This window comes from Pristimantibacillus sp. Z349TD_6 (genome assembly GCF_056173205.1).
On record NZ_CM149662.1, the window covers coordinates 6770071 to 6792615 of the forward strand.

The 22545-nt window shown below is 44.6% G+C and carries 20 protein-coding genes and 2 pseudogenes; 5 read left to right on the plus strand and 17 right to left on the minus strand.

The window, feature by feature from the left end; genetic code table 11:
* Positions 1–10: 10 nt before the first annotated feature.
* Both AC0VYE_RS29335 and AC0VYE_RS29340 read right to left on the minus strand, forming a co-directional pair.
* Positions 11–868 carry a sugar phosphate isomerase/epimerase family protein gene (locus tag AC0VYE_RS29335; protein WP_475444234.1) on the minus strand — a complete coding sequence of 286 codons (858 nt, stop codon included), beginning with the start codon at positions 866–868 and terminating at the stop codon, positions 11–13.
* Positions 865–1923, minus strand: coding sequence for a Gfo/Idh/MocA family protein (locus tag AC0VYE_RS29340; protein WP_076267279.1), 1059 nt, complete (start codon positions 1921–1923; stop codon positions 865–867). Before AC0VYE_RS29340 ends, AC0VYE_RS29335 begins: the two co-directional genes overlap by 4 nt.
* A gap of 143 nt (positions 1924–2066) precedes the next feature.
* Between AC0VYE_RS29340 and AC0VYE_RS29345 the strand changes: the two genes are divergently transcribed.
* A complete protein-coding gene (locus AC0VYE_RS29345; RefSeq protein WP_372238970.1) occupies positions 2067–2933 on the plus strand; it encodes an AraC family transcriptional regulator in 867 nt (288 codons plus the stop codon).
* A gap of 69 nt (positions 2934–3002) precedes the next feature.
* Here the strand turns inward: AC0VYE_RS29345 and rnhA are convergent, their stop codons facing one another.
* From rnhA to AC0VYE_RS29390, 9 genes are all read right to left on the minus strand, one after another.
* Complete coding sequence (rnhA, locus tag AC0VYE_RS29350; RefSeq protein ID WP_475444237.1) at positions 3003–3668, minus strand: ribonuclease H; 666 nt, start codon at positions 3666–3668, stop codon at positions 3003–3005.
* Positions 3669–3791: 123 nt separating this feature from the next.
* Positions 3792–5024 carry a glycosyltransferase family 39 protein gene (locus AC0VYE_RS29355; RefSeq protein WP_475444239.1) on the minus strand — a complete coding sequence of 411 codons (1233 nt, stop codon included), beginning with the start codon at positions 5022–5024 and terminating at the stop codon, positions 3792–3794.
* 201 nt (positions 5025–5225) lie between these two features.
* On the minus strand, positions 5226–5978 hold the full coding sequence (locus AC0VYE_RS29360; protein ID WP_076267282.1) for a methylenetetrahydrofolate reductase: 753 nt from the start codon (positions 5976–5978) through the stop codon (positions 5226–5228).
* A gap of 168 nt (positions 5979–6146) precedes the next feature.
* Positions 6147–6677, minus strand: a complete 531-nt coding sequence (pyrE, locus tag AC0VYE_RS29365; protein ID WP_475444240.1) for an orotate phosphoribosyltransferase — start codon at positions 6675–6677, stop codon at positions 6147–6149.
* Between the two features lie 221 nt (positions 6678–6898).
* The gene (locus tag AC0VYE_RS29370) at positions 6899–7288 is read right to left on the minus strand and encodes an NUDIX domain-containing protein (RefSeq protein WP_475444242.1); all 390 of its coding nucleotides are present in this window, start codon (positions 7286–7288) and stop codon (positions 6899–6901) included.
* A 15-nt stretch (positions 7289–7303) separates the two neighbouring features.
* Positions 7304–7966, minus strand: a complete 663-nt coding sequence (locus AC0VYE_RS29375) for an HAD family hydrolase (protein WP_475444244.1) — start codon at positions 7964–7966, stop codon at positions 7304–7306.
* Positions 7963–9294, minus strand: a complete 1332-nt coding sequence (locus AC0VYE_RS29380; RefSeq protein ID WP_475444246.1) for a serine hydrolase domain-containing protein — start codon at positions 9292–9294, stop codon at positions 7963–7965. Before AC0VYE_RS29380 ends, AC0VYE_RS29375 begins: the two co-directional genes overlap by 4 nt.
* A gap of 372 nt (positions 9295–9666) precedes the next feature.
* Entirely contained in the window at positions 9667–11025 is a 1359-nt protein-coding gene (locus AC0VYE_RS29385; protein WP_475444248.1) for a UTP--glucose-1-phosphate uridylyltransferase, read from the minus strand.
* Positions 11026–11043: 18 nt separating this feature from the next.
* Entirely contained in the window at positions 11044–11940 is an 897-nt protein-coding gene (locus AC0VYE_RS29390) for a LysR family transcriptional regulator (protein WP_076267287.1), read from the minus strand.
* A gap of 123 nt (positions 11941–12063) precedes the next feature.
* Here AC0VYE_RS29390 and AC0VYE_RS29395 point away from each other — a divergent pair, with 123 nt between their 5' ends.
* Complete coding sequence (locus AC0VYE_RS29395) at positions 12064–13146, plus strand: branched-chain amino acid aminotransferase (RefSeq protein ID WP_475444250.1); 1083 nt, start codon at positions 12064–12066, stop codon at positions 13144–13146.
* Between the two features lie 51 nt (positions 13147–13197).
* Here AC0VYE_RS29395 and AC0VYE_RS29400 read toward each other — a convergent pair whose 3' ends face one another.
* Positions 13198–13599 (minus strand): VOC family protein, encoded by a 402-nt coding sequence (locus AC0VYE_RS29400; protein WP_475444252.1) that lies wholly within the window; start codon positions 13597–13599, stop codon positions 13198–13200.
* A 350-nt stretch (positions 13600–13949) separates the two neighbouring features.
* Positions 13950–14217 (minus strand): annotated as a pseudogene (locus AC0VYE_RS29405) (ATP-binding cassette domain-containing protein); the annotation flags it as partial.
* A 153-nt stretch (positions 14218–14370) separates the two neighbouring features.
* On the opposite strand from AC0VYE_RS29405, the gene AC0VYE_RS29410 reads away from it, so the two are divergent.
* Positions 14371–16311: a sugar-binding protein gene (locus AC0VYE_RS29410; protein ID WP_475444254.1), complete on the plus strand. Its 1941-nt coding sequence runs from the start codon at positions 14371–14373 to the stop codon at positions 16309–16311.
* A gap of 91 nt (positions 16312–16402) precedes the next feature.
* Complete coding sequence (locus AC0VYE_RS29415; RefSeq protein WP_475444256.1) at positions 16403–17833, plus strand: S-layer homology domain-containing protein; 1431 nt, start codon at positions 16403–16405, stop codon at positions 17831–17833.
* Positions 17834–17978: 145 nt separating this feature from the next.
* Here AC0VYE_RS29415 and AC0VYE_RS29420 read toward each other — a convergent pair whose 3' ends face one another.
* The 3 genes from AC0VYE_RS29420 to AC0VYE_RS29430 all read right to left on the minus strand — a co-directional run bounded on the left by AC0VYE_RS29420 (position 17979) and on the right by AC0VYE_RS29430 (position 19853).
* Positions 17979–18296 carry a substrate-binding domain-containing protein gene (locus AC0VYE_RS29420; protein ID WP_475444258.1) on the minus strand — a complete coding sequence of 106 codons (318 nt, stop codon included), beginning with the start codon at positions 18294–18296 and terminating at the stop codon, positions 17979–17981.
* A 274-nt stretch (positions 18297–18570) separates the two neighbouring features.
* On the minus strand, positions 18571–19164 hold the full coding sequence (locus tag AC0VYE_RS29425) for a chloramphenicol phosphotransferase CPT family protein (protein WP_475444259.1): 594 nt from the start codon (positions 19162–19164) through the stop codon (positions 18571–18573).
* A gap of 191 nt (positions 19165–19355) precedes the next feature.
* Positions 19356–19853 carry an AAA family ATPase gene (locus AC0VYE_RS29430; RefSeq protein WP_441911517.1) on the minus strand — a complete coding sequence of 166 codons (498 nt, stop codon included), beginning with the start codon at positions 19851–19853 and terminating at the stop codon, positions 19356–19358.
* Between the two features lie 561 nt (positions 19854–20414).
* On the opposite strand from AC0VYE_RS29430, the pseudogene AC0VYE_RS29435 reads away from it, so the two are divergent.
* Positions 20415–21104: pseudogene (locus AC0VYE_RS29435) on the plus strand (SDR family oxidoreductase); the annotation flags it as partial.
* A gap of 388 nt (positions 21105–21492) precedes the next feature.
* Here AC0VYE_RS29435 and AC0VYE_RS29440 read toward each other — a convergent pair.
* Positions 21493–22290, minus strand: a complete 798-nt coding sequence (locus AC0VYE_RS29440) for a YwqG family protein (RefSeq protein ID WP_475444262.1) — start codon at positions 22288–22290, stop codon at positions 21493–21495.
* Between the last annotated feature and the right edge of the window lie 255 nt (positions 22291–22545).

Here is a 22545-nt window from a genome sequence, read left to right on the forward strand (position 1 = left end):
ACTCCTTCGTTTAAATTTCGTTCCATACACGTCTTACGAATTCAAAGCCAAGTCTCGTTCCAAGACGGCAATCTTCCAAGCCTTCAAACTCGATGGAAATATAATCATCATAGCCGCTTTCTTTCACTGCACGCAGTACTTGCGGCATTGCGATGTCACCATGTCCGACGATCGCGCCCCGAAGCCAATTGCCGCCTTTGGATTTAAACCAGCCTTCACCCGGATTTTCGGTAGATGGACGATAGTAGAAATCTTTAATATGGACCATAGAAGCCAGGCTGACATTGTTTTTAACAGCAGCAAGAGGATTCTCATCCACACAAAGGAAGTTCCCGACATCAAGCGTTGTCTTGAAGTTTGGACGATCTACAACCTCAATGAGTGCCTGTACCCGGTCGCTATGTTGTATAAAATAACCGTGATTTTCTACACTTGTTGTAATTCCAAACGTTGCTGCATAATCCGCAACTGCTTGGCAAGCCTTCGCTAGCTTTGGCAGCTCCAACAAGAAGTTCGAAATGGATAGGTTTTGCGATGATGCCACGTCGTGACGCATCTTCTTCACGCCAAGTGCTGCTGCAATATCTACTTCACGCTTCAAGCGGTCAAGCTCCAGCTCGAATTGCTCTTCATTTAAACCGGAGAAGTTTGCACCTACCGCATAATTCGATATTTCAATACCGCTTTCCTGCGCTTGCTTCTTAATCACATCGATCAGTTCCGGATTTTCAGTAAGGTTAAAGCCAAGCGGTACAATTTCAACATGCTCTCCACCAATGGATGCGATATATACGATAACATCCTGTATCGTCATTTCGCCCGTTCTCAGTGCATTATATAAGCTGTATGTGCTGATTCCTAATTTCATAGACGCACTTCCGCTCCTTTTGCTGCGGATTCATAAATGCCGACTAATATTTTCATAATTTCCACGCCATCCGCCACTGGGCTGATTGGCTGTTTTCCGTTAGCAACACAATCAACGAAGTGGTTGATCTCATTTTGGAAAGCGCCAACAAAATCAAAGCCAGCGTGATCCGTCTGCGGATAAACGTTTAAGATCGTGTCATTTTGCTCTGTTACAATAACGGTTTCCGGATCGATTTCAAAACCGCCTTTTTCCCCATACAGCTTAACTGTGTTTTCATTAGACTTAGCATGCAGCGTGAAGCTGACATCTACGAGCAGCGATGCGCCATTCTCGAAGCGAATAAGTGCATTTGCCAAATCCTCAACTGTGTTTTTCTCTGCATCGTAATCCGCCGCTTGGTAGAAGCTTAAGTTTTTTACATTGGCACGATTGCCAAGCTTGCGATACGTATTGGCACTAACGGATACCGGCTTTGGACGTCCCATCAAATACCAGCAAAGATCGATGACGTGTACGCCAATATCAATAAGCGGTCCGCCGCCTGAGCGCTCAATGTCGGAGAACCATCCGCCTGGATTTCCAAGGCGTCTGAGCGTTGATGCTTTGGCAAAATAAATTTCACCGAACTCGCCTCTGTCAGCCATCGCACGAATCAATTGTGCACTCGTATCGTATCTGCGGACGAAGCCCACTTGAAGGAGCTTGCCGGATTGCTCTACAGCCTCTTGCACAAGAAGCGCATCTTCAACCGTACGGCAAAGCGGCTTCTCTACGAGCACATGCTTGCCAGCTTTTAGAGCCGCAATGCTGATTTCAGCATGCGTATTGTTCCACGTACAAATGCTGACTGCTTCAATAACTGGATCAGCGAGCAGCTCGTGATAATCCGTATAAATTTTTTCGGCGCCATATTTCTCAGCTGCGGCTTTTACGCGCTCTTCATTTAAATCGCAAACCGCGTAAATGTTCGCATTAGGATTTTTCTTATAGGAATCTAGATGAGATGATGAGATAGAGCCTGTTCCAATAACCGCGATTTGTATCGGTTTCATTGCTAATCTCTCCTTATGAATTCTAATAGTAAGGTTTTGCATGTCTACACTTTCGTATTATAATGGTTTCAACCTGCAACTCCATGTAAAGCTGTGCGGTTTGTTTGTACTATTGTGCTATCCTACTGAGGAGGTCTTTCAAGTTGGAAAAATTCGAAGAACTGCGTGAGCCTATGGACATGCCAGACCCTCATTTTCCGATAAAACTGCATCACAACACCTTCGACCAGCAGGGAATGGTCATTTTCCCGCATCATTTTCATGAACATCTTGAATTTTTATATTTTGTGTCGGGCACAGCCTCGATAGAGTGCGGTTCTACTACGATAACAGCATCCGCTGGCGATCTCATCGTCGTGAACAGCAATGAGCTTCACTACGGAATCAGTCTATCATCAGATTTGTACTACTATGCGCTCATCGCCGACATTTCCTTGCTGCACAGCCAGTCGGTGGATGCTGCCGAAACGAAGTTCATTACGCCCATTACGCAGAACCGCCTTCTGCTGCAAAATTATATTGGCGACGACAGCAAAGTAACGTCCTGCATGCATGCCATCATCAATGAGCTCGAGCAGCGCGAGTTCGGTTACGAGCTGGCCATAAAGTCCGAGCTCTACCGCTTGTTGACGCTGCTGCTTCGCGGCCATGTCGCTACCGTGCTCACCAAAGACGAATATGCAGAGCGTATGAAGAACATTGAACGCTTCGCGCCTGTCTTCAAGCATATTGAGGACAGCTACAAGGATGAGCTTTCGGTGGACCAACTGGCAAGCATGGCAAACCTCAGCCGCTACCATTTTAGCCGATTGTTCAAAGAGCTGAGCGGCCATACCGTGACGGAATACATTACGATGACTCGGCTCGGCAAAGCCGATTACTTGCTGCGTCATAGTCCGCTTACGGTGTCTGAGGTTGCAACAGCGACAGGCTTCAATGACATTTATTACTTTAGCCGTACGTTCAAAAAACACAAAAAAGTTTCCCCGTCCTCGCTTCGGGGAAACTAATGTTGTTTGATGCTACACGTTTGAATTTTTACGGTAAAACAGAGTGGCCACTTGGGTCTGCATCGCTCCTCATTTGCGGCCAAAATCCGCTTTGATTTCGCCCCACTCCTCGGTATTCCATTTCAATACCTTATTCGTATAGGTATGGGTTTGAAGCCACTCCACAGCTTCATCTGTAAGCTCCCAAATTTTCGAAGTCGAAGCATCCCTTTTTAAGGTCGAGGCTACTTTTTTGTTGCGAAGCCAGCTTAGCGCTGTTCTTGAATCACTGTAAACCGTCCTTGTGCTGCCTTTCTCCTTCAAATAGGAAAGAGCATGTACGATAGCAATAAACTCGCCTAAATTATTAGTGCCGTTCGGTACAGGTCCAACATAAAATAAGATTTCGCCCGTTTGTGTGTCTACGCCTTTGTATTCCACAGGCCCTGGGTTTCCTCGCGTTCCTACGTCAACAGAAATACTATCGTAGTCAATAGAAGCCGTTTCTTCCTGTAGCAGTACAGGCTGCTTTACGCTGCTTCCTGTTTTTGCGCTCGAAGCAGCAGTTTTGCCTGAGCCTGTCCCCCAATGACTGCGCCAGCCGTCTTGGAAAGCTTTTTCCGCCAGCTGCTTCGTCTCGAAAGATTTAAACTTCGCATCCTGTACTCCGCTAACCTGAGCTTGGCACTCGGGCCATGAAGTAAATATCCCTGTTTTTTTGCCAACCCAGACGACATAATATTTTCCTTTTGCCATTGACCAAAATACCACCTTTGTTAAAGTCCTTATTCATACTTTCTTTCCAGCTGCTTATATTCGAATAAAACGCGATATTACATTTAGTTCTATCTATTATAAAACGTCCATGCCTTAAAGCAACTATGCTCGATAACCTTCATTTTTAATTGGTCTGCCCTTAGACGTTATGGTACATGAAAGCAAATATCCCAGTCCCAAGAAACAAAGCGGAATCGTCGGATAAAAATATCTTGGCGTAGGCGAGAAGGGTAGATACAGCAGTATGCTAAATACGGCGAGCAATGCAATCATCATATACATCGCATTTCTTCTTTCATGGATAATGATCTTCACGAGTCCACCCAGACCAATGACCATAACGACCATATGCAAAATGGTTATCAGCTTGGACAATAGCTTATTTACTGTTATAGATCCTAAACCCGGAAAAATCTCACTAATATAAATTAGCAGCTTGCCCCAGCTGTACCAGCTCAAGTAGGTGAAAAACTCATAGCGGAAACCATTGATAATTCGCTCATAAGCTATTCTCCCCATTTCCGCGGGATCTTGTTTAACATCAACATGGGGACTCCGTTCAAAAGGATAAGAACCCCATAACAACGGATTTCCCGTCTGCTCCGCAAGCAATAGCACCTTATCTAACGTAATCCAATTTCGAATCCACCAGGGCAGCATCATTGCAGCAAAGCCGATCGTAATCACGGAAATCGCTTTTAGTACCGCTGCCATTCCATGTTTTCTGCCGTATACCGCTACACCAGCTAGCAAAAAAACTATAAAGGGAACGATCGTTGGCCGAATCAGTACACAAATGCCGAAGACGACACCTAGTGATAGAAACCATCTAAGCTTCGTTTCCTGTGCACACCTCACTAGAAGATAAATAAAGAATAGAAAAAATAAACCGTATAACGTTTCAGTTAAAAGGTACATTGGCGATAAAATAAACGTGGGATGCAATAAATAACAAGCCATCATCAACAGGCTAATGCCCGTATGCGCAAACATCCGTCTCGCAATCCTATACATGATAACTGCACATATAAGTTGAATTAATATTTGCAGCGCCTGAATTTGTACGACTGGTGGACGATCTCCCGCATATCCAAATACGGCATAACAGCCAGCCAAAAAAAGAGGATAACCTGGCGTTGTAAACGCATTAGGTTTTTCTGAATAAGCATATGGCGCATATCCGTAAACGCCCTCGTGAAGCAGCTGCAGCACCATTTTATTATAGCCAACCTCGTCACCCGTCAGCTTTTTATCCCAATCTGTATAATAGCAGCGAAGCAGCAAGCCTAGCAAAAGCAATATAGTGAAAATGACCGTTTTGGTTCTGATAGCCATATCATGTTCAACCCTTTTTTAACATATTGTACGATATCTGAACTTCCTTACATTTCCAAATGACCACACTTGAACGATTGTAGCATTATTCTAATCTTGCAGCCAATGAAGTTTTTTTCATAAAAACACAAAAAAAGACTGCTCCTCTTGGCATGTTGCCTTTGGAGACAGCCGTCATTTGTTATCCATTCGCATTTTACTTTATACGAGTACTTTACTGAAGATCCCATCAAAATAAGCCTGCAAATCGACTTTTATCGGCATAAAATAAATATGGCTGTTCGTCTTCTTCGTAAACGCTAATGCTTGCTTCGCAAATTCGATATTCCACTCGAGCGTCGGCTGAAAATCAGCAGGGAATACAACATGATTTCTTGTTTCCCAATATTTTTGCGATTTGTCCGATACGACCGGCGATACGCCCCAGAAAATTTCGGAGCCCTTCACCATATTTGAATACTGCTCCATCAAGCTCAGATCAAAAAATGGCTGCGTGAAGAAACCGTCTGCTCCAGCTTCAAGCTTTTTTTGTACATACTCATATTCCTCGTCCATGCTGCTACGATAAGGATCTATCGCTGAATACACTTTAATATGAGGGTGATCCTTCTTGATCTTGGCGATCAAGTCTAAACAAGTCGTCTGATAAACAACTTTCTCGCTATTTTTTGGAATATCGCCGGTTACGACGAGCACCTCAGTAATGTTATGTTGGTCTAAGCGTTCTATGAATTGCAGCGGTTCTACACAGTCGAAGTCCATGGCCCGGATATGGGGAATGCTAGACTCATATAGAGATTTGCATAGGCAGGATGCCTCCCAGCTGCGCAGCTCGAACCTCGTCAAATCAGGAATATTAATTGTATTGATAGCAGGAAACTGTGTTTTAATTAAATCCAGCTCCGCCTTCAGCTGGGCCTCGTCTCTTGGAACCAGCTCTAATGAAATTCTCACCTCATAAGCCCCTTACTCTATATAGAATGAATAGACTCCATGCTCGTCAAGATTATTGCATATTAATACATATTAACGAATTTTAATTCAGATTACCAATCAATTAAATAGCAGCTTGCTATCATTTTCTCTTATAAAGGGTAATAGTTGCTCAGGTATTACGAAATATTACTTAGTCGAAGCTTGCAATAGCTCATCGATATGGAATAAAGAAATGTAGGTTAATCCCGCCTCTTCGAGATTCCTCCTGCCCAGCGGCTCTCGTTCAATAACCGACATAACGGACTTGATCTCAGCCCCATATTTCCTCAGATCATCTGTGCTGATAAGAATTTGTCCTCCTGTTGTAACCACATCTTCAATAATACAGACCTTTTTCCCTGCTATGTCTACTCCTTCAGCAAGCTTACAGGTGCCATATTTCTTTGCTTCTTTCCTTACAAATGCGGCAGGAATGCCTGTTTTCAGCGAAAGAGCTGTTGCAATCGGAATGCCGCCCATTTCGAGCCCCGCCAATACTTCGGTATCGCTGGGTACAAACGGAGCCAGTTTCTCTGCAATTTCAGCCAATAGCTTAGGATTGGACTCAAATAAGTATTTATCAAAATAGTGATTCGAAGTTTGACCTGAACGCAGCTTAAACTCTCCCTCTAAATAGGCTGCTTCATAGATTGCTTTCGCCAATTGTTCTCTCATCATTTCTAAAACACTCCTTCGCGTTTTTAAGTATAAAAAAAAACACTAAAGCAGCAATCGCTTTAGTGTTTCATATAAGAATGGAAATATAAAAATGATAATCGAGGTCTTTCCCGAAGCGCCTCTATCATCGTCTTCATACTCCCACCCCTTCCAGTCATTCCTATTATTGTAAAGGTGAATTCACCATTTTACAACTAATTTTTCATAGATGGCGAAAAGAGCTATAAACAAGCAATGACTCTAGACACCTGCAGATCGTTTTTCTTTTCCTCTAATGTAAACCATGCGATTCCTTTCAATACCTGCTCATCAGCAGAGAGCTCAGGGTCTACTCCAAGCTGTGCCTCTTCCTTCGCATCAACGGTAACAAGGTAGCAATAATCCGGCCCTAATGTATATTCCGCTTCAAATAATAGCCTTTCCGCTTTGCCATTTAGACAGACTTCTTCCTTAACCTCACGAATAACCGCTTCCTCATTCGTCTCCCCAGCTTCTACGCCACCGCCGGGCAATGTCCAGAAGCTCCGATTCTCGAGGGGATGATCTTGAAAGACCATCAGAATTTTCTCATTACGAATAATTGCCGCACAAACCCTCGGCCTTATCTCCATTTTAGTTTTCCTCCGTTATTTCCATTGTTCAACTAGATGTCTAATTTCTATTAAGTCCTTCACCTTCGCGTCATACTCAAATGACTCCGTATAATAGTTGTCTTCCTTCCATATTCCCTTCATGCCTGTCGCTTTGCTCGCAGTGATGTCATTGACTGGATGGTCCCCAACATAAACACATGCCTTTGTCGCTACATTCAGTTTTTCCGCAGCTCGCAGGAATATAGCGGGATCAGGCTTGCGGAGGCCCTCCCGCTCCGAAATAAGAATTTCATCAAAATAATGAGCGATTTGGAGTGCCTGAATATTGCTCGCTTGAAAGTAGCCGAATCCGTTCGTAATCATCGCCAGCTTATAGCCTTTCTCCTTAAGGCTATCGAGCAGTTCAATCATATTAGGAAATGGAACCGCATGATTTGAGAAACCTATCTTATAGTCGTCTAACAGCTCATTCCAGTCCAGCCTAAGCTCAAACTCTCGTATGAGCTCTTGATATACTTTGTCCTTCCAAACATAGCCACGACTGTCTAATGCGATGAACCTTTTAATATAACTCTCTTTATCCACCTCGACGTTCGGTCTAATCAATCTCTCGAATTGCTCCTCTACGAACTTCAATAAGGAACGATCACGATCCAGCAGCGTACCGTCTAAATCAAAAATAACGGCTTGAATCATGGCTTAACGCTCTTCACTGCTTTTTTGGCGCCGCCAAACAGCTGAACCGTTATTTCTGGCACAGATCCGGTTTCGGTATATGTAATCTTTCCATCCATTCCATTCAAGAAAAACAGCAGTTCTCCCTCTAATGCGGAATAAGGACATAGCTCAAATTTAAACCACGTATTTTGTGTGAGATAAAACTTCTCTTGCTCTTGTGAAATGATTAATGGCGAGCCTGTCTCCCCTTCCACATCATAGCTGCCAACGAGATTGTTATACTGATTAATTTCCAGCTTGATCGGCGTATGCGTTATTGGAAGCGGAACCTCCTCGCCCAAAACAAGCCGCGCCAGCTGCTGACTAATCGGTCCTACCTGCGTCGTTACAAGATTGGATAAAACGATTACCGTTACATCTTCTTTTTTATAATGCCTCATTTCGGTTAAGAAACCATTAATGCCCCCGCCATGGCCGATAACTTTCCTCTGGCTGCCCATAATTTCTTCCTCATATATAGATAATCCGTAGCCATATGTATCTTTGAAAGGTGTCGTCATGCTCGCATAAGCCTTCTCGCTGATCTGCCTATGTGAATGCAGCGCCAGTCCCCAAATATAAAGGTCCTCGACGGTCGAATACATGCCTCCAGCGCCGGATGGGATGGTCATTTCAAGGAACTCTGCATTCACTACTTCACCCCAAACCTCGTAGCCGGATGCACGGTTTTTCAATATTTTCTTAGCATGATCATAACCGGTATTTATCATTCCGAGCGGCTTCAATATGGCATGGTAGATATAGTCCTCGTATGTGCGTCCAGATACTTTCTCGATAATTGCTGTAAGAAGCACATAACCTGAATTGCTGTAATCAAACTTCTCCCCCGGTTCAAACAACAAGGGCTTGTCTGCAAATCTGGCAATGAGGTCATCAGTAGAAGAAACAAGTCTCATCTTTGGTACAAAATCCTCTAGGCCTGTGTAGTTCGGAATTCCAGATGTATGTGTTAGCAAGTGATGAATCGTAATTTTATCGCCATTTGGGTAGCTGGGGAGGTACTCGGAGATCGGGTCTTCTACGTTCAAAAGCTTCAGTTCATGCATCATAACGATGGCTGCTGCCGTAAATTGTTTGGTAATCGAGCCGATACGGAATTTCGTCTGCGGGTCATTCGGAACATTCAGCTCAAAGCTTGCCATCCCATAACCCTTGTTTAAGATGATTCGTCCCTCGAATGCAACCAATACACAACCGTTAAGATAACCTAGCTTAGCTAGACAATTGCAATGATTGTCTAGTTTTTGTTGCAATTGTTCGTTAGATGTTACGTGTTCTGTATTCATCAGATCATCTCCCTTTAGAAAGAAGTCTATTCTATTAGCTAATAAACATGAATAATCAGCCACCTCAATAATACCGTACACACGTTCGTAATGTAAACATTTTCCTTGTTGATATCTTTTTATAAAATAGGTAAACGCAGCCCTATATTTAGACTTTGTTGGCGCTCAAATGACTTCAATACATGTAACGAACTCAGGAGACGTTATTTCAATCAAATTATCGTTTTCTGAACTCTAACGAACTCCAGTAACGTTATTTTACAAAATAACTTCAATATATGGAGCTACAACGTTAAATAGCGCCAGTGGGATTCGTTACATATCAAAACGAGTTTAATTTGATCATATAGCGACTCTAGAGTTCGTAAGAGATCAGTCAGGGCTCCAATCTTCCGCTTTCAAGCCTTCACCGTTATACGAAGTTAATGGTGAAATTTCAATTTCACGACCATGCAGCTGTTCTTCAGAAACACCAGCGGCGCGCAGCCAGCTTCGATGAAGCGACTGTACCAGCTTGCGTGCACTAAGCGGACTGTCTTCCCCCGATTTGTTTTTGACTGGAGCGAATTCATCCTCACGAATCCCCCGTATAACAGTAACTTCATCGGCCAATGGTAAAAAATCGAAAATAAAGCGTTCGAGCTTATAGGCGTTTGGCTCCGTAGGTGTGATGATGCTTCCTTCGGCGTCCATGTATTTCATCTTTTTGGAGGCAATATGGAAAGGAATATCCGTATCTGCATGCTCTTCTATGAAGTCCAGCTTAAATAGATGGATAGATATATGCCCTAAGCTATAAAACAATCGCCCTTCATTCGTTCTTTTATCCTTAATGGATGATGGAATTTCGTTATACTCGAGCACAGCCGGACGATCATTTTTCAAACATAAAATCCCGATTTTCTCGTCAACATCCGTTTTTTCGATAACCTTTGTTGCAACCATCTGATTGCGTGACGCAGCTATTCCAATAAAAGCAGGGTCTGCGACCTTTATGAGCGCATTGTCTACATTATAATAAAACAACCACTCTAAGCCTCTTTGCTTCATATCAGCAATTGCTCCTGTGCGTTTTAACGACGCGAAACATTCTCCATTGCCGCTAGGGGCCAGCATAAGTGTTCCGTCCTCCGATAAAAGCAGCTTACCGTCATGATCAAGTGCAGGCATCGTATTTTGCTGGAAGAAGAAACAGTCCTCTGCTGGATAACCAAAGTAATGCAAGGAATGAAAAAATGCCTTCGTTGCTTCATGATTATCGGGGCTAGTCATGATGTACCATGGGATAGACTTGCCGGCTTTTCTCGATAAATACTGCAGCCGCTCTGCTTGAAGCTGAAATAAAGATTTATGGGATGGAAGTCCAATATCCAGCGTACCCTTAGGTCCATCATGGCCAAGCCTGCTGCCCTGCCCGCCAGCAACAACGATGACTCCAACTTTTCCAGTTCGCAGCAGCTCCCAGCCCTTTTCGGTATATGCCGCTTTTTCTCCCTGTTCAAAATCTTCCCAGTCTTCAAACGGTATCGCGGATATCGTATCGTTGCTCAGCTTCTTAGTATCGCTGCGGTCGGCTAAAGCTTTGGCTATCCGCTCAAAATCAATTTCTAAAATTTGCACAGCCAGCTTGTTTTTCTCCTGCTCCGGCAGGTTTGCAAGCATCTCCAGAACATGCTGCTGCTCATACATACGAAGCTCGGCTTCCGCTAATCTTATAGGTAGCTGATCCAAGTGTTGTCTCCTCCTTTATTACATTTCAGTACGAAAGCTTTCAATAAATTGCTGTGCGCGCTTGGGCAAATAATGATCCTTCAGCCACAGAATGCCGACGCCCGACTGAAAGTCCGCATCCTCAATGTTGAGCATTTTGACGACGGTGCTTGGAAAAGAAGACATAACCGATTTCGGAAATACGGTTGCTCCAATGCCGCATGCGATAAGGGACATAATAATGGCGACACTAGAGCATTCGCATATAATATTAGGAACGAAGCCGTGCCGTTTGCACTCGTTCACGACCTGTTCATGCATGCGAGTCGTTCGATCCGTCTTCAAGGTAAGAAACGGAAACTGGGCAAGCTCCTTCATGCACAATGCTTCTTTTCCTGCATATTCCGTCCATGAGCTTGGAATAACGGCGACAAACGGATCTGATGGCAGCGGCATAATGGAGTATTGCTGCGGATGCTTCTGTGCCTCAAACGGCAGCCGAGCGATAACTAAATCTATGGCCCGCTTCTCCAGCTGTTCACCAAGATAGAAGTGATCGCCCTCCGATATTTTAAACGTAACTTGAGGATATTTTTCTCTGAACAGCTCAATATTTTTGGGCAATAAGGAAATGCAGGAAACAACCGACCCGATCGACAGGACGCCGCGAACCCCCTCCTCCATCCCCTTTACCTCTCTGAGGGATTCATCAAACTGCAAGAGCAGCGACTCCGCCTTCTTCTTGAGCAGCTCTCCTGAATCGGTCAAAATCAACCCTTTGCCGTTTCGCTCAAACAGCTTGACGCCAAGCTCCTCTTCCATTTGTTTCAATTGCCTGCTAAGAGGCGGCTGTTCCATATTAAGCAGCTTTGCAGCGCGCGTAACCTGTCCCTCTTGTGCTATAGTTAAGAAGTATTTAAGCTGCCGCATGTCCAATTCGATCACTCCGTCCGTTCATACCCTAAAGGTATGGACATTCAATAAAATAGATATTTTAAATATATCGCATGAAGTGATAGCATTCAATTAACTAACGATCAATAAAGGGAGATGGGCCATTTGCTACAATCATTGGAAATCGAGTTAACCAAAAACAAGAAACAACAACCAGAAGTGGACCAGCTTGGGTTCGGCAATCATTTTACCGACCATATGTTTATTATGGATTATTCGACGGACAACGGCTGGCACAAGCCGCGTATTCTGCCTTACCAACCGATCGTATTAGACCCTGCAGCTAAAGTATTTCATTATGGACAAACGATCTTTGAAGGCTTGAAAGCGTATAAAACCGACGATGGTCGCGTATTGCTGTTCAGACCTCAAAAAAACATACAACGAATGAATCGCTCTAACGAGCGTCTCAGCGTTCCTGAGCTCGATATCGATTCAACGATTGAAGCTTTAAAACAGCTTATTTCAGTTGATAAGGACTGGATTCCAACAGCACCTAGCACGTCGCTTTATATTCGTCCTTTCGTCATAGCGACTCAACCTCAGCTTGGAGTTGCACCGTCTACAGAGTATAAATTCATCATCATTATGTCGCCGGTAGGCGCTTACTACACTGAAGGCGTAAACCCGGTAAAAATCTTCGTTGAGTCCGAATATGTTCGTTCCGTTAAGGGCGGCGTAGGCGAGGCGAAGACTGCTGGCAACTACGCTGCTGGTCTGAAAGCGCAGGAGCTTGCTAAAGAGAAAGGTTATTCGCAAGTGCTCTGGCTCGATGGCGTACATCGCAAATATATCGAAGAAGTCGGCAGCATGAACGTCTTTTTCAAAATCAACGGCGTTGTTCATACGCCTGCACTAAACGGCAGTATTCTCGATGGGGTGACTCGCAATTCCATCATTCATATGCTCCGTCATTGGAAAATTGAAGTTGTCGAGCGTCCGATTACGATCGAAGAGCTGTATGAGGCTGGCCGCAGCGGCGCATTAGAGGAAGCTTTCGGTACAGGTACAGCTGCTGTTATTTCTCCTATTGGAGAACTGAACTGGCAGGATGATGTTCTCGTCATCAATGGAGGCCAGACAGGCGAAATCTCCAAGAAACTTTACGATACGCTAACAGGCATTCAAATGGGCAAAATTGCTGATCCATTTGACTGGATGGTAGAGGCTACTCCTGTTAATGTCTAGCTTAATTTAATAAAAGGCTGCCGAATCCATTGATCGGCAGCCTTTACTATTTTAGTTGCCTGGGTTGCCATCTGTTCCGCCGAATGCAAAGTGGTAGCCATCCGGATCCTCGATGACGAACTCTTTCCATGGTCCTCCGTCTGCATAAATAATTGGTTCCACGGAAATGATAACATTTTTGCTGCGGAACTCCTCGTACAGCGCATCCAATTGTGCCCATGTTTCTGTGTAAACCTGTACATCCACGGCATAACCGCCGCCAGTTGGACGCTGGTTCGGCCTTACATCCGAAGGGTCGGCCGCTTGAAATAGCTTGAGTGCAACGCCATGCAAGCCGCCGCGCTCTGCCCACCAATCGGTTACATTAAAACCAAGCGAATCGCGATAAAAGCTTTGAGACTTTGCTAAATCGGATACCATTAATACGGTAAGAGAGCTAAGTTGATTAGACATTTTCGCTTCTACTCCTTTGATAGCATCGTAATCCATACTTTTATTCGCTTATTTGTTTATATTTCCTTTTTTCCTTGAAGAAAATGATGCTGAAGCTTCTAGTCCAATATTTCTATCTCCTCTTGCTTGCTCTCTTCTTATGAGTTCTTCTTTCGAGCATATGTGCGATAACTTGCTCATCTACTTCTCTTGTAGGTTCAATATCTGAAAATTTATTATTAAAAAAATTCTTGATAAAATCATCTATTGATTAATGATGAAAAAGAATCTCTTTCTGATTTATCAGTTCATTAGAAATAGCTCATTAAACCAATACTTTTGCAAGTACAAAATCTGTATCTTATAAAGCCAATTTGTGTATAGGTGACTAAATGACTTGTCGGTTCATCAAGAAGCAATACGTTTGCTTTACTGGCGAAAACTTTAGCCAATTGAAGCATATTTTTTTCCGCCAGATAAAGATTCTATCTTTTGATTAACAATTTCTCCGATGAATTCTTCTAGTATTGTATTAGAATCCTTTAGCATTTCGCCTTCAATATGAGATAAATAAGCCACTTTAACATCAGCATTTATTTGAATTGAATCATGATTATTTTCAAAGATTTCTCGGAGCAAGCGTTTCCATAGATTCTATATTTTGACAGGTTGAATACCTGGTAAATATACCACATCATATAGTTGGGCGTTTGTCAAATTGACAATGTGTCCGAATACGATGCGGTTAAGCCGTGGGCGCACCGAATCGAAAAATAAGGAGGATTTTCATTTATGCAAAAACGATTTAGCAGCATGCTCGCGTTCCTCAGTTGCTTAGTAATGATGGCATCGCTAATGCCTACCAGCTATGCCGCCGACACTGACAACATCGAGAACGCAGAAGCGAATGAAACGCCGACCGCCATTTCCGGAACTCCCGAACTCGGGTCAGACGACCCACTGTGGGCCCTGACAATGGAGCATCAAATCAACAAAAGCACTGTGCCCGGCGACTCCAGACCCCATGCCACAGGCACAGCCAAAATCCTTTGGGACCACAACTACCTGTATGCACGCGTAGTTGTGGAGGACAGCAATCTATATCAGGGAGCCGGTGGAGATCACCAGTACGACAGCCTGGAGTTTTATGTCGGCACCGGAACCGGAGGCTCAAACCAATGGCGAGTCAGCGCGACGGGCGTGTTTTCAGGGCAGGCCGCTCCGGGAAGAGCTGCGTGGACCCAGATCACGGAAAAAGGATATATTGTGGAGATGAGAATACCCAAAAGAACCTTGACCTTGGAGGAGGGCATGCTTACCTTTGAGGTTTATATCAATAACTCGACGGAAAAGGGCGGTGACCGCTATGAAGTCGTTTCCTGTTTCGGAGATCCTGACGCGGCTTATTCCAGCGATGTTTCATTTATAGACAGCCTGCAGCTCTCTTCAGCCAATGAAGTGGACACCAGATTCTCAATCACCGCCACGGCGGGATCGGGCGGTGAAATAACGCCGAATCCACCCGGTGATGTTCTGAGACTAGATAATGGCTCAAATAAAGAATTTACGTTTACCCCCAATCACGGCAAAATTGTGGATACCGTAACGGTAGACGGCGAGGCCGTGACTCTATCCGCTGGCACTTATACCTTTTTAAATGTTGAGGCTGACCATACAATTCATGTGACATTCAAAAACGATCCGGACGCGAAGATGCTTCCCTTTATCGTATGGAATGACAACTTCGCCCGTGGCGAGTACACGACGGCTGTCATCATTGACTTAGGCGAGGGGAAGGCAGCGTTAGGCTCCCAGCTTAATCCCAGCTTGTTTACCGTCTCGGCTAGGAACACAACCCTGAACGGTGACTCGGTGACCTTTGAAGGGACGCGCAAAATCACAAGGGTATACGCCAATGACGAACCGAAGGTGCGCGGCTATCTGGGGACGGTAAGCAATTCACCGGATTATCAGGCCGGACTGGCAAGCGGCCGTTACATCGTAGTTGAGTCTGACTTTTATTCAGCGAGCGGCGGCAATATAACGCTGGATGGCAGCAGTAACTCGACAAAGCAGGTTTACAACATCGTCCAAAACAGCGAGATTGTATTGACAGAAGGGAGTCCGCTTCGCAACGTGGTTTTTGAACAGGAAAAAGTTGTGAATCCGATCCTTGACAAGTTTACAACACCCACGGGCAATTCGGTCAATCGCGCGCTCTACCTTCACAAGGATGAAAGCGGTAACATTTTGCAAGGATTGCCTCTGTATGTCTATACCCACGGCATGTCACGCGGCGGCACAAACGCAGCAACTGACCAAAAAGCGGCTATGAAATCCGCCAACGGCTCGGTCGCTCTAATGAAGAAAATGGAAGAAAATCCCGAAAAATACGCCAGCCATATATTAAATATTTCCTATAATGGCGTATCTACTCCTTCTACAGCCAATGTTAAGAAGGTTATAGACAACCTGGTTGCCAGCGGCGCAGCAGACCCTAACCGCATTTACGCGGCGGGCTTCTCATGGGGCGGCCAGTATACGAACACCTTAGTTAACGACTCCCCCGGCTTCTTCGCGGCCGCCGCACCTATGTCACCGGTAAGCGGCTCACCGAACGCGAACGCCAACGCCGCTCACATCGAACTGGCCTATTGGATGTTTATAAATGCTAATAACGTTGGAGTATACCAGACTAACCTCAATAACTTCATAAACTCCTGTCCTTGCTGATTATGTAGCGCACGAGGTTGAAGCTGCGGTTCTTTACAACCAGATAACTACGGGGACTTGGAGCATAGCTCCAACGGCGCAGTCCTCTAACTTGCCGGCTTGGAACAATGATTACACGGACGTCTTTGAATGGATGTTCGCGCAGAGAAAAACGGACGTGCCTGGTGCTCCGGGCGGCTTCAAGGCGACGGCGGACGACGGACAGGTCACATTGAGCTGGACTGCTCCGGCGGACGACGGTGGCAGCGCGATATTGGGTTACAAGGTCTGGTACGGCAACATGACGCCAGTCATACTGGGTGCGGCGGAGACCAAATATACCTTCATGGGCCTGACAAACGACCAAGGCTACACCTTCAAGGTCGTTGCGGTAAGTGCGAAGGGCGACGGCACAGAGATCAGTGCAACGGCTACGCCGACGAAGACGACGACTCCCATTGTGCCCGATCCTTCTGGTAGCAACAGCGGCAATACGGGCACCGGGACAAACGCTGGATTGTCGAAGGCGAACTACACAGTGAATGCACCTAAGGATAAGCCCGCGGTCACAGACAAAAGCGGCAACACCACCCTACCTGGCGGCGGCGAGATTGCGACCAAGGGTGGGACGAAGATTAAGGTACCCGAAGGCACAACTATAGACTCAAACGGTAAGGTGACCATTCCGGTGGACAAGAGCGCCGAAGTGGCACTACCCTGCGGCAACAGCACAGTGACCATTCCGGGCGGATCGACGATAGCGGGCGACGGTACGGTCACAGTGGGCGGCGGAGACGCGCATGTGATCCTGCCGAACGGCAACCAGGTGGATATCCACGGCGGCTCGAAGATACAGAGCGGCGGCGCGGTTGTGGTAGGACCGGGCGGCGCGAGTGTCAGCTTAGACAACGGCATGTCGCTGAACATCCATGAGGGTACGGAGCTTGTGTTCGATGACGACACCCCGCTGGGCTTCCTCGTGATGTCGGGCAATCCTTTCAAGGATGTCAACATGGACGACTGGTTCTACAGCTACGTAAACTTCGCCTACACATACGGTCTTTTCAGCGGCACGACGTCCACGACGTTCTCACCGGGCACCTCAATGACGCGCGCGATGTTCGTGCAGGTACTGGCCAATCTTGAGAACGTAAACCGCTCCGGCTACACGAGTTCCCGCTTTAGCGACGTGACGGACGGGCAGTGGTACACGGCGGCAGTCGAGTGGGCGGCCGAAAGCGGCATAGTCAACGGTATAAACGCAGACCTGTTTGACCCCAATTCACCGATGACGCGCGAGCAGATGCTGATGATAATGTACAACTACATGAAGTACAAGGGCTATGAGATACCTGAAAGCCAATCTAAGTCCTTTGCGGACGAGAGTGAGATCAGCTCATGGGCGTTGGAGATCGTTCAGGCGCTGCGGGGCATCGGCATTGTATTAGGCAAGCCGGACAACCTCTTTGACCCCAAAGCCACCGCCACTCGCGACGAAGTAGCCACTATAATTGTAAGGTTCGTCGAATATCTGGCTAAGTAAAAGCGTAAACAGAAAAATGCGGACCCATCCGGCTGGACAATATCCAACCGGATGGGTCTCCTTCTATTTACAAAGAAAATCTCCGGTCTGATGCCTCTAAACACACGACAGTAGCATAGGGTTTTGGTCTATGACTGCTTCATTATCACTTGGGTGCCGCTGTCGATGCACACGCTATCAATGACGGTCTGTATAATAATCCCTCATTTCCCGGACAATCGGTTTGAATCATATTCAACAAAAACTCGGCGTCTTTTTTTCCGAGTATTTGCTTTGAATACTTGACGGAAGTCAGCGGAACCTCGCAGGTCGCAGCGAGACTGCTGTCATCGATTCCAACGAGAGAAAGGTCCTCCGGTACGCGACCAAATTCTTCACCCGTTTTCAGATTAGTTGCTTTTAATTGATCATCTTCAAATATAACTTCATAATTTCCAGTATTAATAACGGCTCTATTAATCATTATCTTATTTCATTTTCTTCAATCCCGATATATCCTTACCACACACTCCACATGCGCTGTCTGAGGAAACATATCGTCGCGGGATATGCTCGAGTAATAAATCGATTAGACTGCTTAAAAATAGAAACAGCGGTAGCCTTGGACTCAGATATTAAGTCCAAAACTGCCGCTGTTTATTGAACTAACGTTCTCCGTTAGCTCAATCCCGAAATCCCTCGGACGCTGAGGGGCGATAGCCCCTATGCTTGAATATGGTGGTATCTGGATACGCCATCTAGGAAACACTAACATTTTTTTTGCTTAATTTCTTAAATGCCGAGTATTCCTTATCGGACTTAATAAAATTTAATATTTTTTCGGCACATTCTTTTGGGTTCATCTCTTCCGTATTTACTTCGAGGTCATATTCATCAAAGTAATATACTTTGCTAAACTGTGAAGCTGCCAGTCCAATTTTCCTATCTCCTCTTGCTTGCTCTCTTCTTATGAGTTCTTCTTTCGAGCATATTACACCTATAAATATCGTAGACTGATCGAAAAATTGATCAAGAAACTCATAAAACCTCTTGTCGTTGTCGATTACGGTATCTACTATTACATTAAAACCCAGTTCTGATAACAATTTTATTGTCGAATGGTACACTGAGAATATGGAATCATCAAGTAATTGTGAGACAACTTGATGATCTATTTCTCTTGGAGGTTCATCTGGAAATTTATTATTAATAAAATCATTGTAATTATTAAAAAAATCATCAATTGATAAATGATAAAAAGGAATCTCTTTCTGATTTATCAGTTCAGTCGATATGGAAGTCTTTCCAGAACTTGAAGTTCCATTTAGATAAACTAATATCCCTTGCTTCAATTTAATCAACCCTTCAAAAAATAATCTTTGCGTATTTTTCAGATAACGTTGTATTCACAGTTTATAAATTATTCAACTCAGGGAATATTCTAGAAACGATTGAATTATCCTGCCCGTAAGCTTAATAAAAACAAGGATTAGCTACCGTAGTATCTGCTTCATGTACTGTTCAACTAATGTTCCCTGTTAGTTCAAGCGTATTGGAGAACCCACTCTTTTATCTGAGAGGCAACTTCGGTTACATCAGTATCCGTTGTATCAATAGTAGGCATAGGTGGGTTATAGACCTCATCAGCAATTTCAAGCAATCGTTTTGCAAAGTTTTTGTGGTTTTGAATCTCTTCCTCTGACCAATTTCTTTCACGAAGACGTTTCTCGCGAGTTTCTTCATCACAATGTAGGTTTAGGTAATATACATGCTTAAAAAATGGATAGTCCGCACATTTTTCAATATCCCAAGGCATCATTGTTCCGCATATTATAGTCATGCGCCCACTTTGAGCGATATTTCGTGCAACCCTAAGCCAAATATTTCGCATTTTCTCCCAATCATGCCCAATAAATTCAACAAGACTATCAGGGTCAAAAATATCAAAATCAGGCATCAATCTCCGTAGTTCCTTAATGACATATGTTTTCCCTGACCCACTTGCACCTGTTACGATAAATAAAGGCAATTTATTTTCCATTAGTTGTACCCCCTCCCATTTACTTATATTTCACAATTATAGCATCTCACAAATGATATAGAAGGTAGTAAACAATTATAACTAAACTGCCAGTTAGCATAATGAAGCAGCCGATCATTGTGATCGGCTACTTCCGTTTTTTTATTGAACTATCGTACCCGGTAGCTTAACGTCTCCGCGTTTATGTGCAATCCAAGAATTTCAATCACCTCGCTTGTCCCAGCCCGAGTTTGAAATGACTTACGATCGTGGCAACAATATGTATGAAATGGAAGTGTGGATTCCTGTCGTTAAGAAGTCTGCATCTTGCGGACTAACCCCATAGCTTATGCAAGAAGGCGACCCTATCTTGGTCGGCTTTCGAGCTTCCAAGGATAATTTCCGTCGGGCCTATATGGTCAAAATTAGCCGGTACAGCATTCAGGCTGAAAGACAGTAAAGGAGGGAGGTCGAAGTCGGGGAACAAAGACGAACGCTCCGCTTCTTCAGCAGCAGTCGTCGATACGGACAACGCGAACATGAGCGACGCTAACGTGAACGGTAGTGCGGTCATCCGAAGCAATAAGAGAGCAACATGCTTTTGTCGCCGTACATTACGGTCAACGCCGCCATGAAGCAGAAGCGGTCGTGCAACAAATCGCCCAAAACGGAGGAAACGCCTGTGCGATTGGCGCCAATTTGAGCACGCCTGACGGCATTCGCGAGTTGATCGCGGCGCTGGACGAAGCAATTCGAGAGCACGGGGACGGCGGCGGATTCGATATTTTGGTCAACAACGCGGGAATCGGGCAAATCCTTACTTTCGAAGAAGCGACGGAAGCTACTTTTGACGAAGTGATGACGATTAACGTCAAAGCGCCGTTTTTTGTAATGCAGCAAGCTTTGCCGCGGTTGAAAGACGGCGGGCGCATCATCAACATTTCTTCCTTCGTGACACGTGTAGCTTCCCCGGGTGTCTTCACCTACAGCATGACAAAAGGAGCGATCAATACCTTTACACTGCTGCTGGCCAAGCAGTTGGGGAGCAGAAATATTACGGTCAACTCCATCCAACCCGGCATCATCAACACCGAGATGAATGAAGGAACTTTGAGTCATCCAGACGGACAAAAATATGCGGCAGGCCTTTCCGTTTTCAACCGTTGGGGAGAACCCGGAGACGTTGCGGATATCGCCGCCTTCCTCGCTTCTCCGGACAGCCGCTGGGTAACCGGTCAGTTGATCGACGCAAGCGGCGGTTCGCATCTTTAATAGCCAGGCAAGCCTATCTAGCAACAACATATATGTTATATAAAAGTATGGATATTAAAACATGGAAAGCAACACGAGTGCATATCGCACTACGTGTTGTTTTCTTCGTTTGCATTGGACTATTCCGGTTGATCGTATTGTTAGGTCTCTTTCCACAACAAAATTTTTAGCCGTCATTTATGGTATGGTTCACCGTGTATGTTCTTCAACTATCCTGCCCGTTAGTTGAGAAAACACCAGCCGGTCATTGGCCGGCTTCCGTCGTGTCAGGATTGAGTTATCGTTCATCCGTATGGCTGAGTGACTCGACTTCCAGTAAACGTAGTGGGGTTTGTTCAGAATTTCTATTTAGTTCCTAACAAATGGGGGGATTTTATGGGGCCGCATACTAAGTACCGACCCGATCAGTAAACACTTCATCAAAATTCCTATTCAGCAAATCTTCCTTTGTAATATAAAAATAAAGTAATCCTGATAAATCCCATTGCATTCCTATTTCATCATTGGTATCTGCCTGAAATAACAACTCAGTATCAGCATCTTGAAAGTCATACTGTAATCCATTTATATAGCCAAAAAAGCGAAATCCAATATCATGATTACACATCTCATAATATGAAGAGCAGAAGTTCTCGTAGAGGACATACGCTTCCTCGTCGTTATCAAATAAACGTTTTTCATTAATAAGTGAGTTAACCGGAATCATGTTTTCAAATTTTAAATTCATTAAACAACTCGAAAATGAAATGATATCGGGATCTGCCTGAATTCGTTTCAGATCGGATAAATCAGATGTGTAAAGCACCACGTTTTGATCTTTTGGAAAGGCGTCATATAAAAATTCATCAGAGAAAAGCACATCATCATCACAAGGATAAAAAAAATGAAGAATCCCAGTGGCAGGGTAATTCTGATCTATCGAAGACATAGGAAATTCCTCTAAATTTATTTGTGCTATAAAACTCATTGGATGCCCTTCCCAGTCCGGCCACGTAAAACCTCTTGGAATATCAGGGTTCCCTCCAATCTTACTTTTTCCGATAGGAATTTCATCTTCTGGTGCTATAGTCGGTTCTAGGAAGAAACCAGGCTTCACTAACTGATTGTATTTCTCCCAATGTCTTTCCAAACCTGCGTTCAAAAATAATTGTTTGATTACCTCCAATGACGGCTCCGGCTGCATCATTCGCATATCCTCCATAAAATAGTATCTACTGTATTTCGACAGAAGATATTCATCCCCTTTAGCTAAACAAAAAAGGAGATCCGTCTATTCAATTATCCTATCCTTCAGTTGAATAGCGGCGGATTTCTAAAGGGGTATCCGCCGCCAATACGCACTAAAAAAATCGTCGATAAAGTTCTCTCCGACGCTCGCCGCGGAGCTGTGCGTAAATTTATGTGGTTGATGCTTTCTCATGACCGAGCATACCTTGGATGA

Bases quoted from the DNA above. Each gene is read 5' to 3' on its own strand.
- AC0VYE_RS29340 (WP_076267279.1), bottom strand. From the start codon at position 1,923: ATGAAACCGATACAAATCGCGGTTATTGGAACAGGCTCTATCTCATCA.
- AC0VYE_RS29400 (WP_475444252.1), bottom strand. From the start codon at position 13,599: ATGTCTAATCAACTTAGCTCTCTTACCGTATTAATGGTATCCGATTTA.
- AC0VYE_RS29375 (WP_475444244.1), bottom strand. From the start codon at position 7,966: ATGATTCAAGCCGTTATTTTTGATTTAGACGGTACGCTGCTGGATCGT.
- AC0VYE_RS29335 (WP_475444234.1), bottom strand. From the start codon at position 868: ATGAAATTAGGAATCAGCACATACAGCTTATATAATGCACTGAGAACG.
- AC0VYE_RS29440 (WP_475444262.1), bottom strand. From the start codon at position 22,290: ATGATGCAGCCGGAGCCGTCATTGGAGGTAATCAAACAATTATTTTTG.
- AC0VYE_RS29380 (WP_475444246.1), bottom strand. From the start codon at position 9,294: ATGAATACAGAACACGTAACATCTAACGAACAATTGCAACAAAAACTA.
- pyrE (WP_475444240.1), bottom strand. From the start codon at position 6,677: ATGATGAGAGAACAATTGGCGAAAGCAATCTATGAAGCAGCCTATTTA.
- rnhA (WP_475444237.1), bottom strand. From the start codon at position 3,668: ATGGCAAAAGGAAAATATTATGTCGTCTGGGTTGGCAAAAAAACAGGG.
- AC0VYE_RS29410 (WP_475444254.1), top strand. From the start codon at position 14,371: ATGCAAAAACGATTTAGCAGCATGCTCGCGTTCCTCAGTTGCTTAGTA.
- AC0VYE_RS29370 (WP_475444242.1), bottom strand. From the start codon at position 7,288: ATGGAGATAAGGCCGAGGGTTTGTGCGGCAATTATTCGTAATGAGAAA.
- AC0VYE_RS29430 (WP_441911517.1), bottom strand. From the start codon at position 19,853: ATGGAAAATAAATTGCCTTTATTTATCGTAACAGGTGCAAGTGGGTCA.
- AC0VYE_RS29355 (WP_475444239.1), bottom strand. From the start codon at position 5,024: ATGGCTATCAGAACCAAAACGGTCATTTTCACTATATTGCTTTTGCTA.
- AC0VYE_RS29420 (WP_475444258.1), bottom strand. From the start codon at position 18,296: ATGATTAATAGAGCCGTTATTAATACTGGAAATTATGAAGTTATATTT.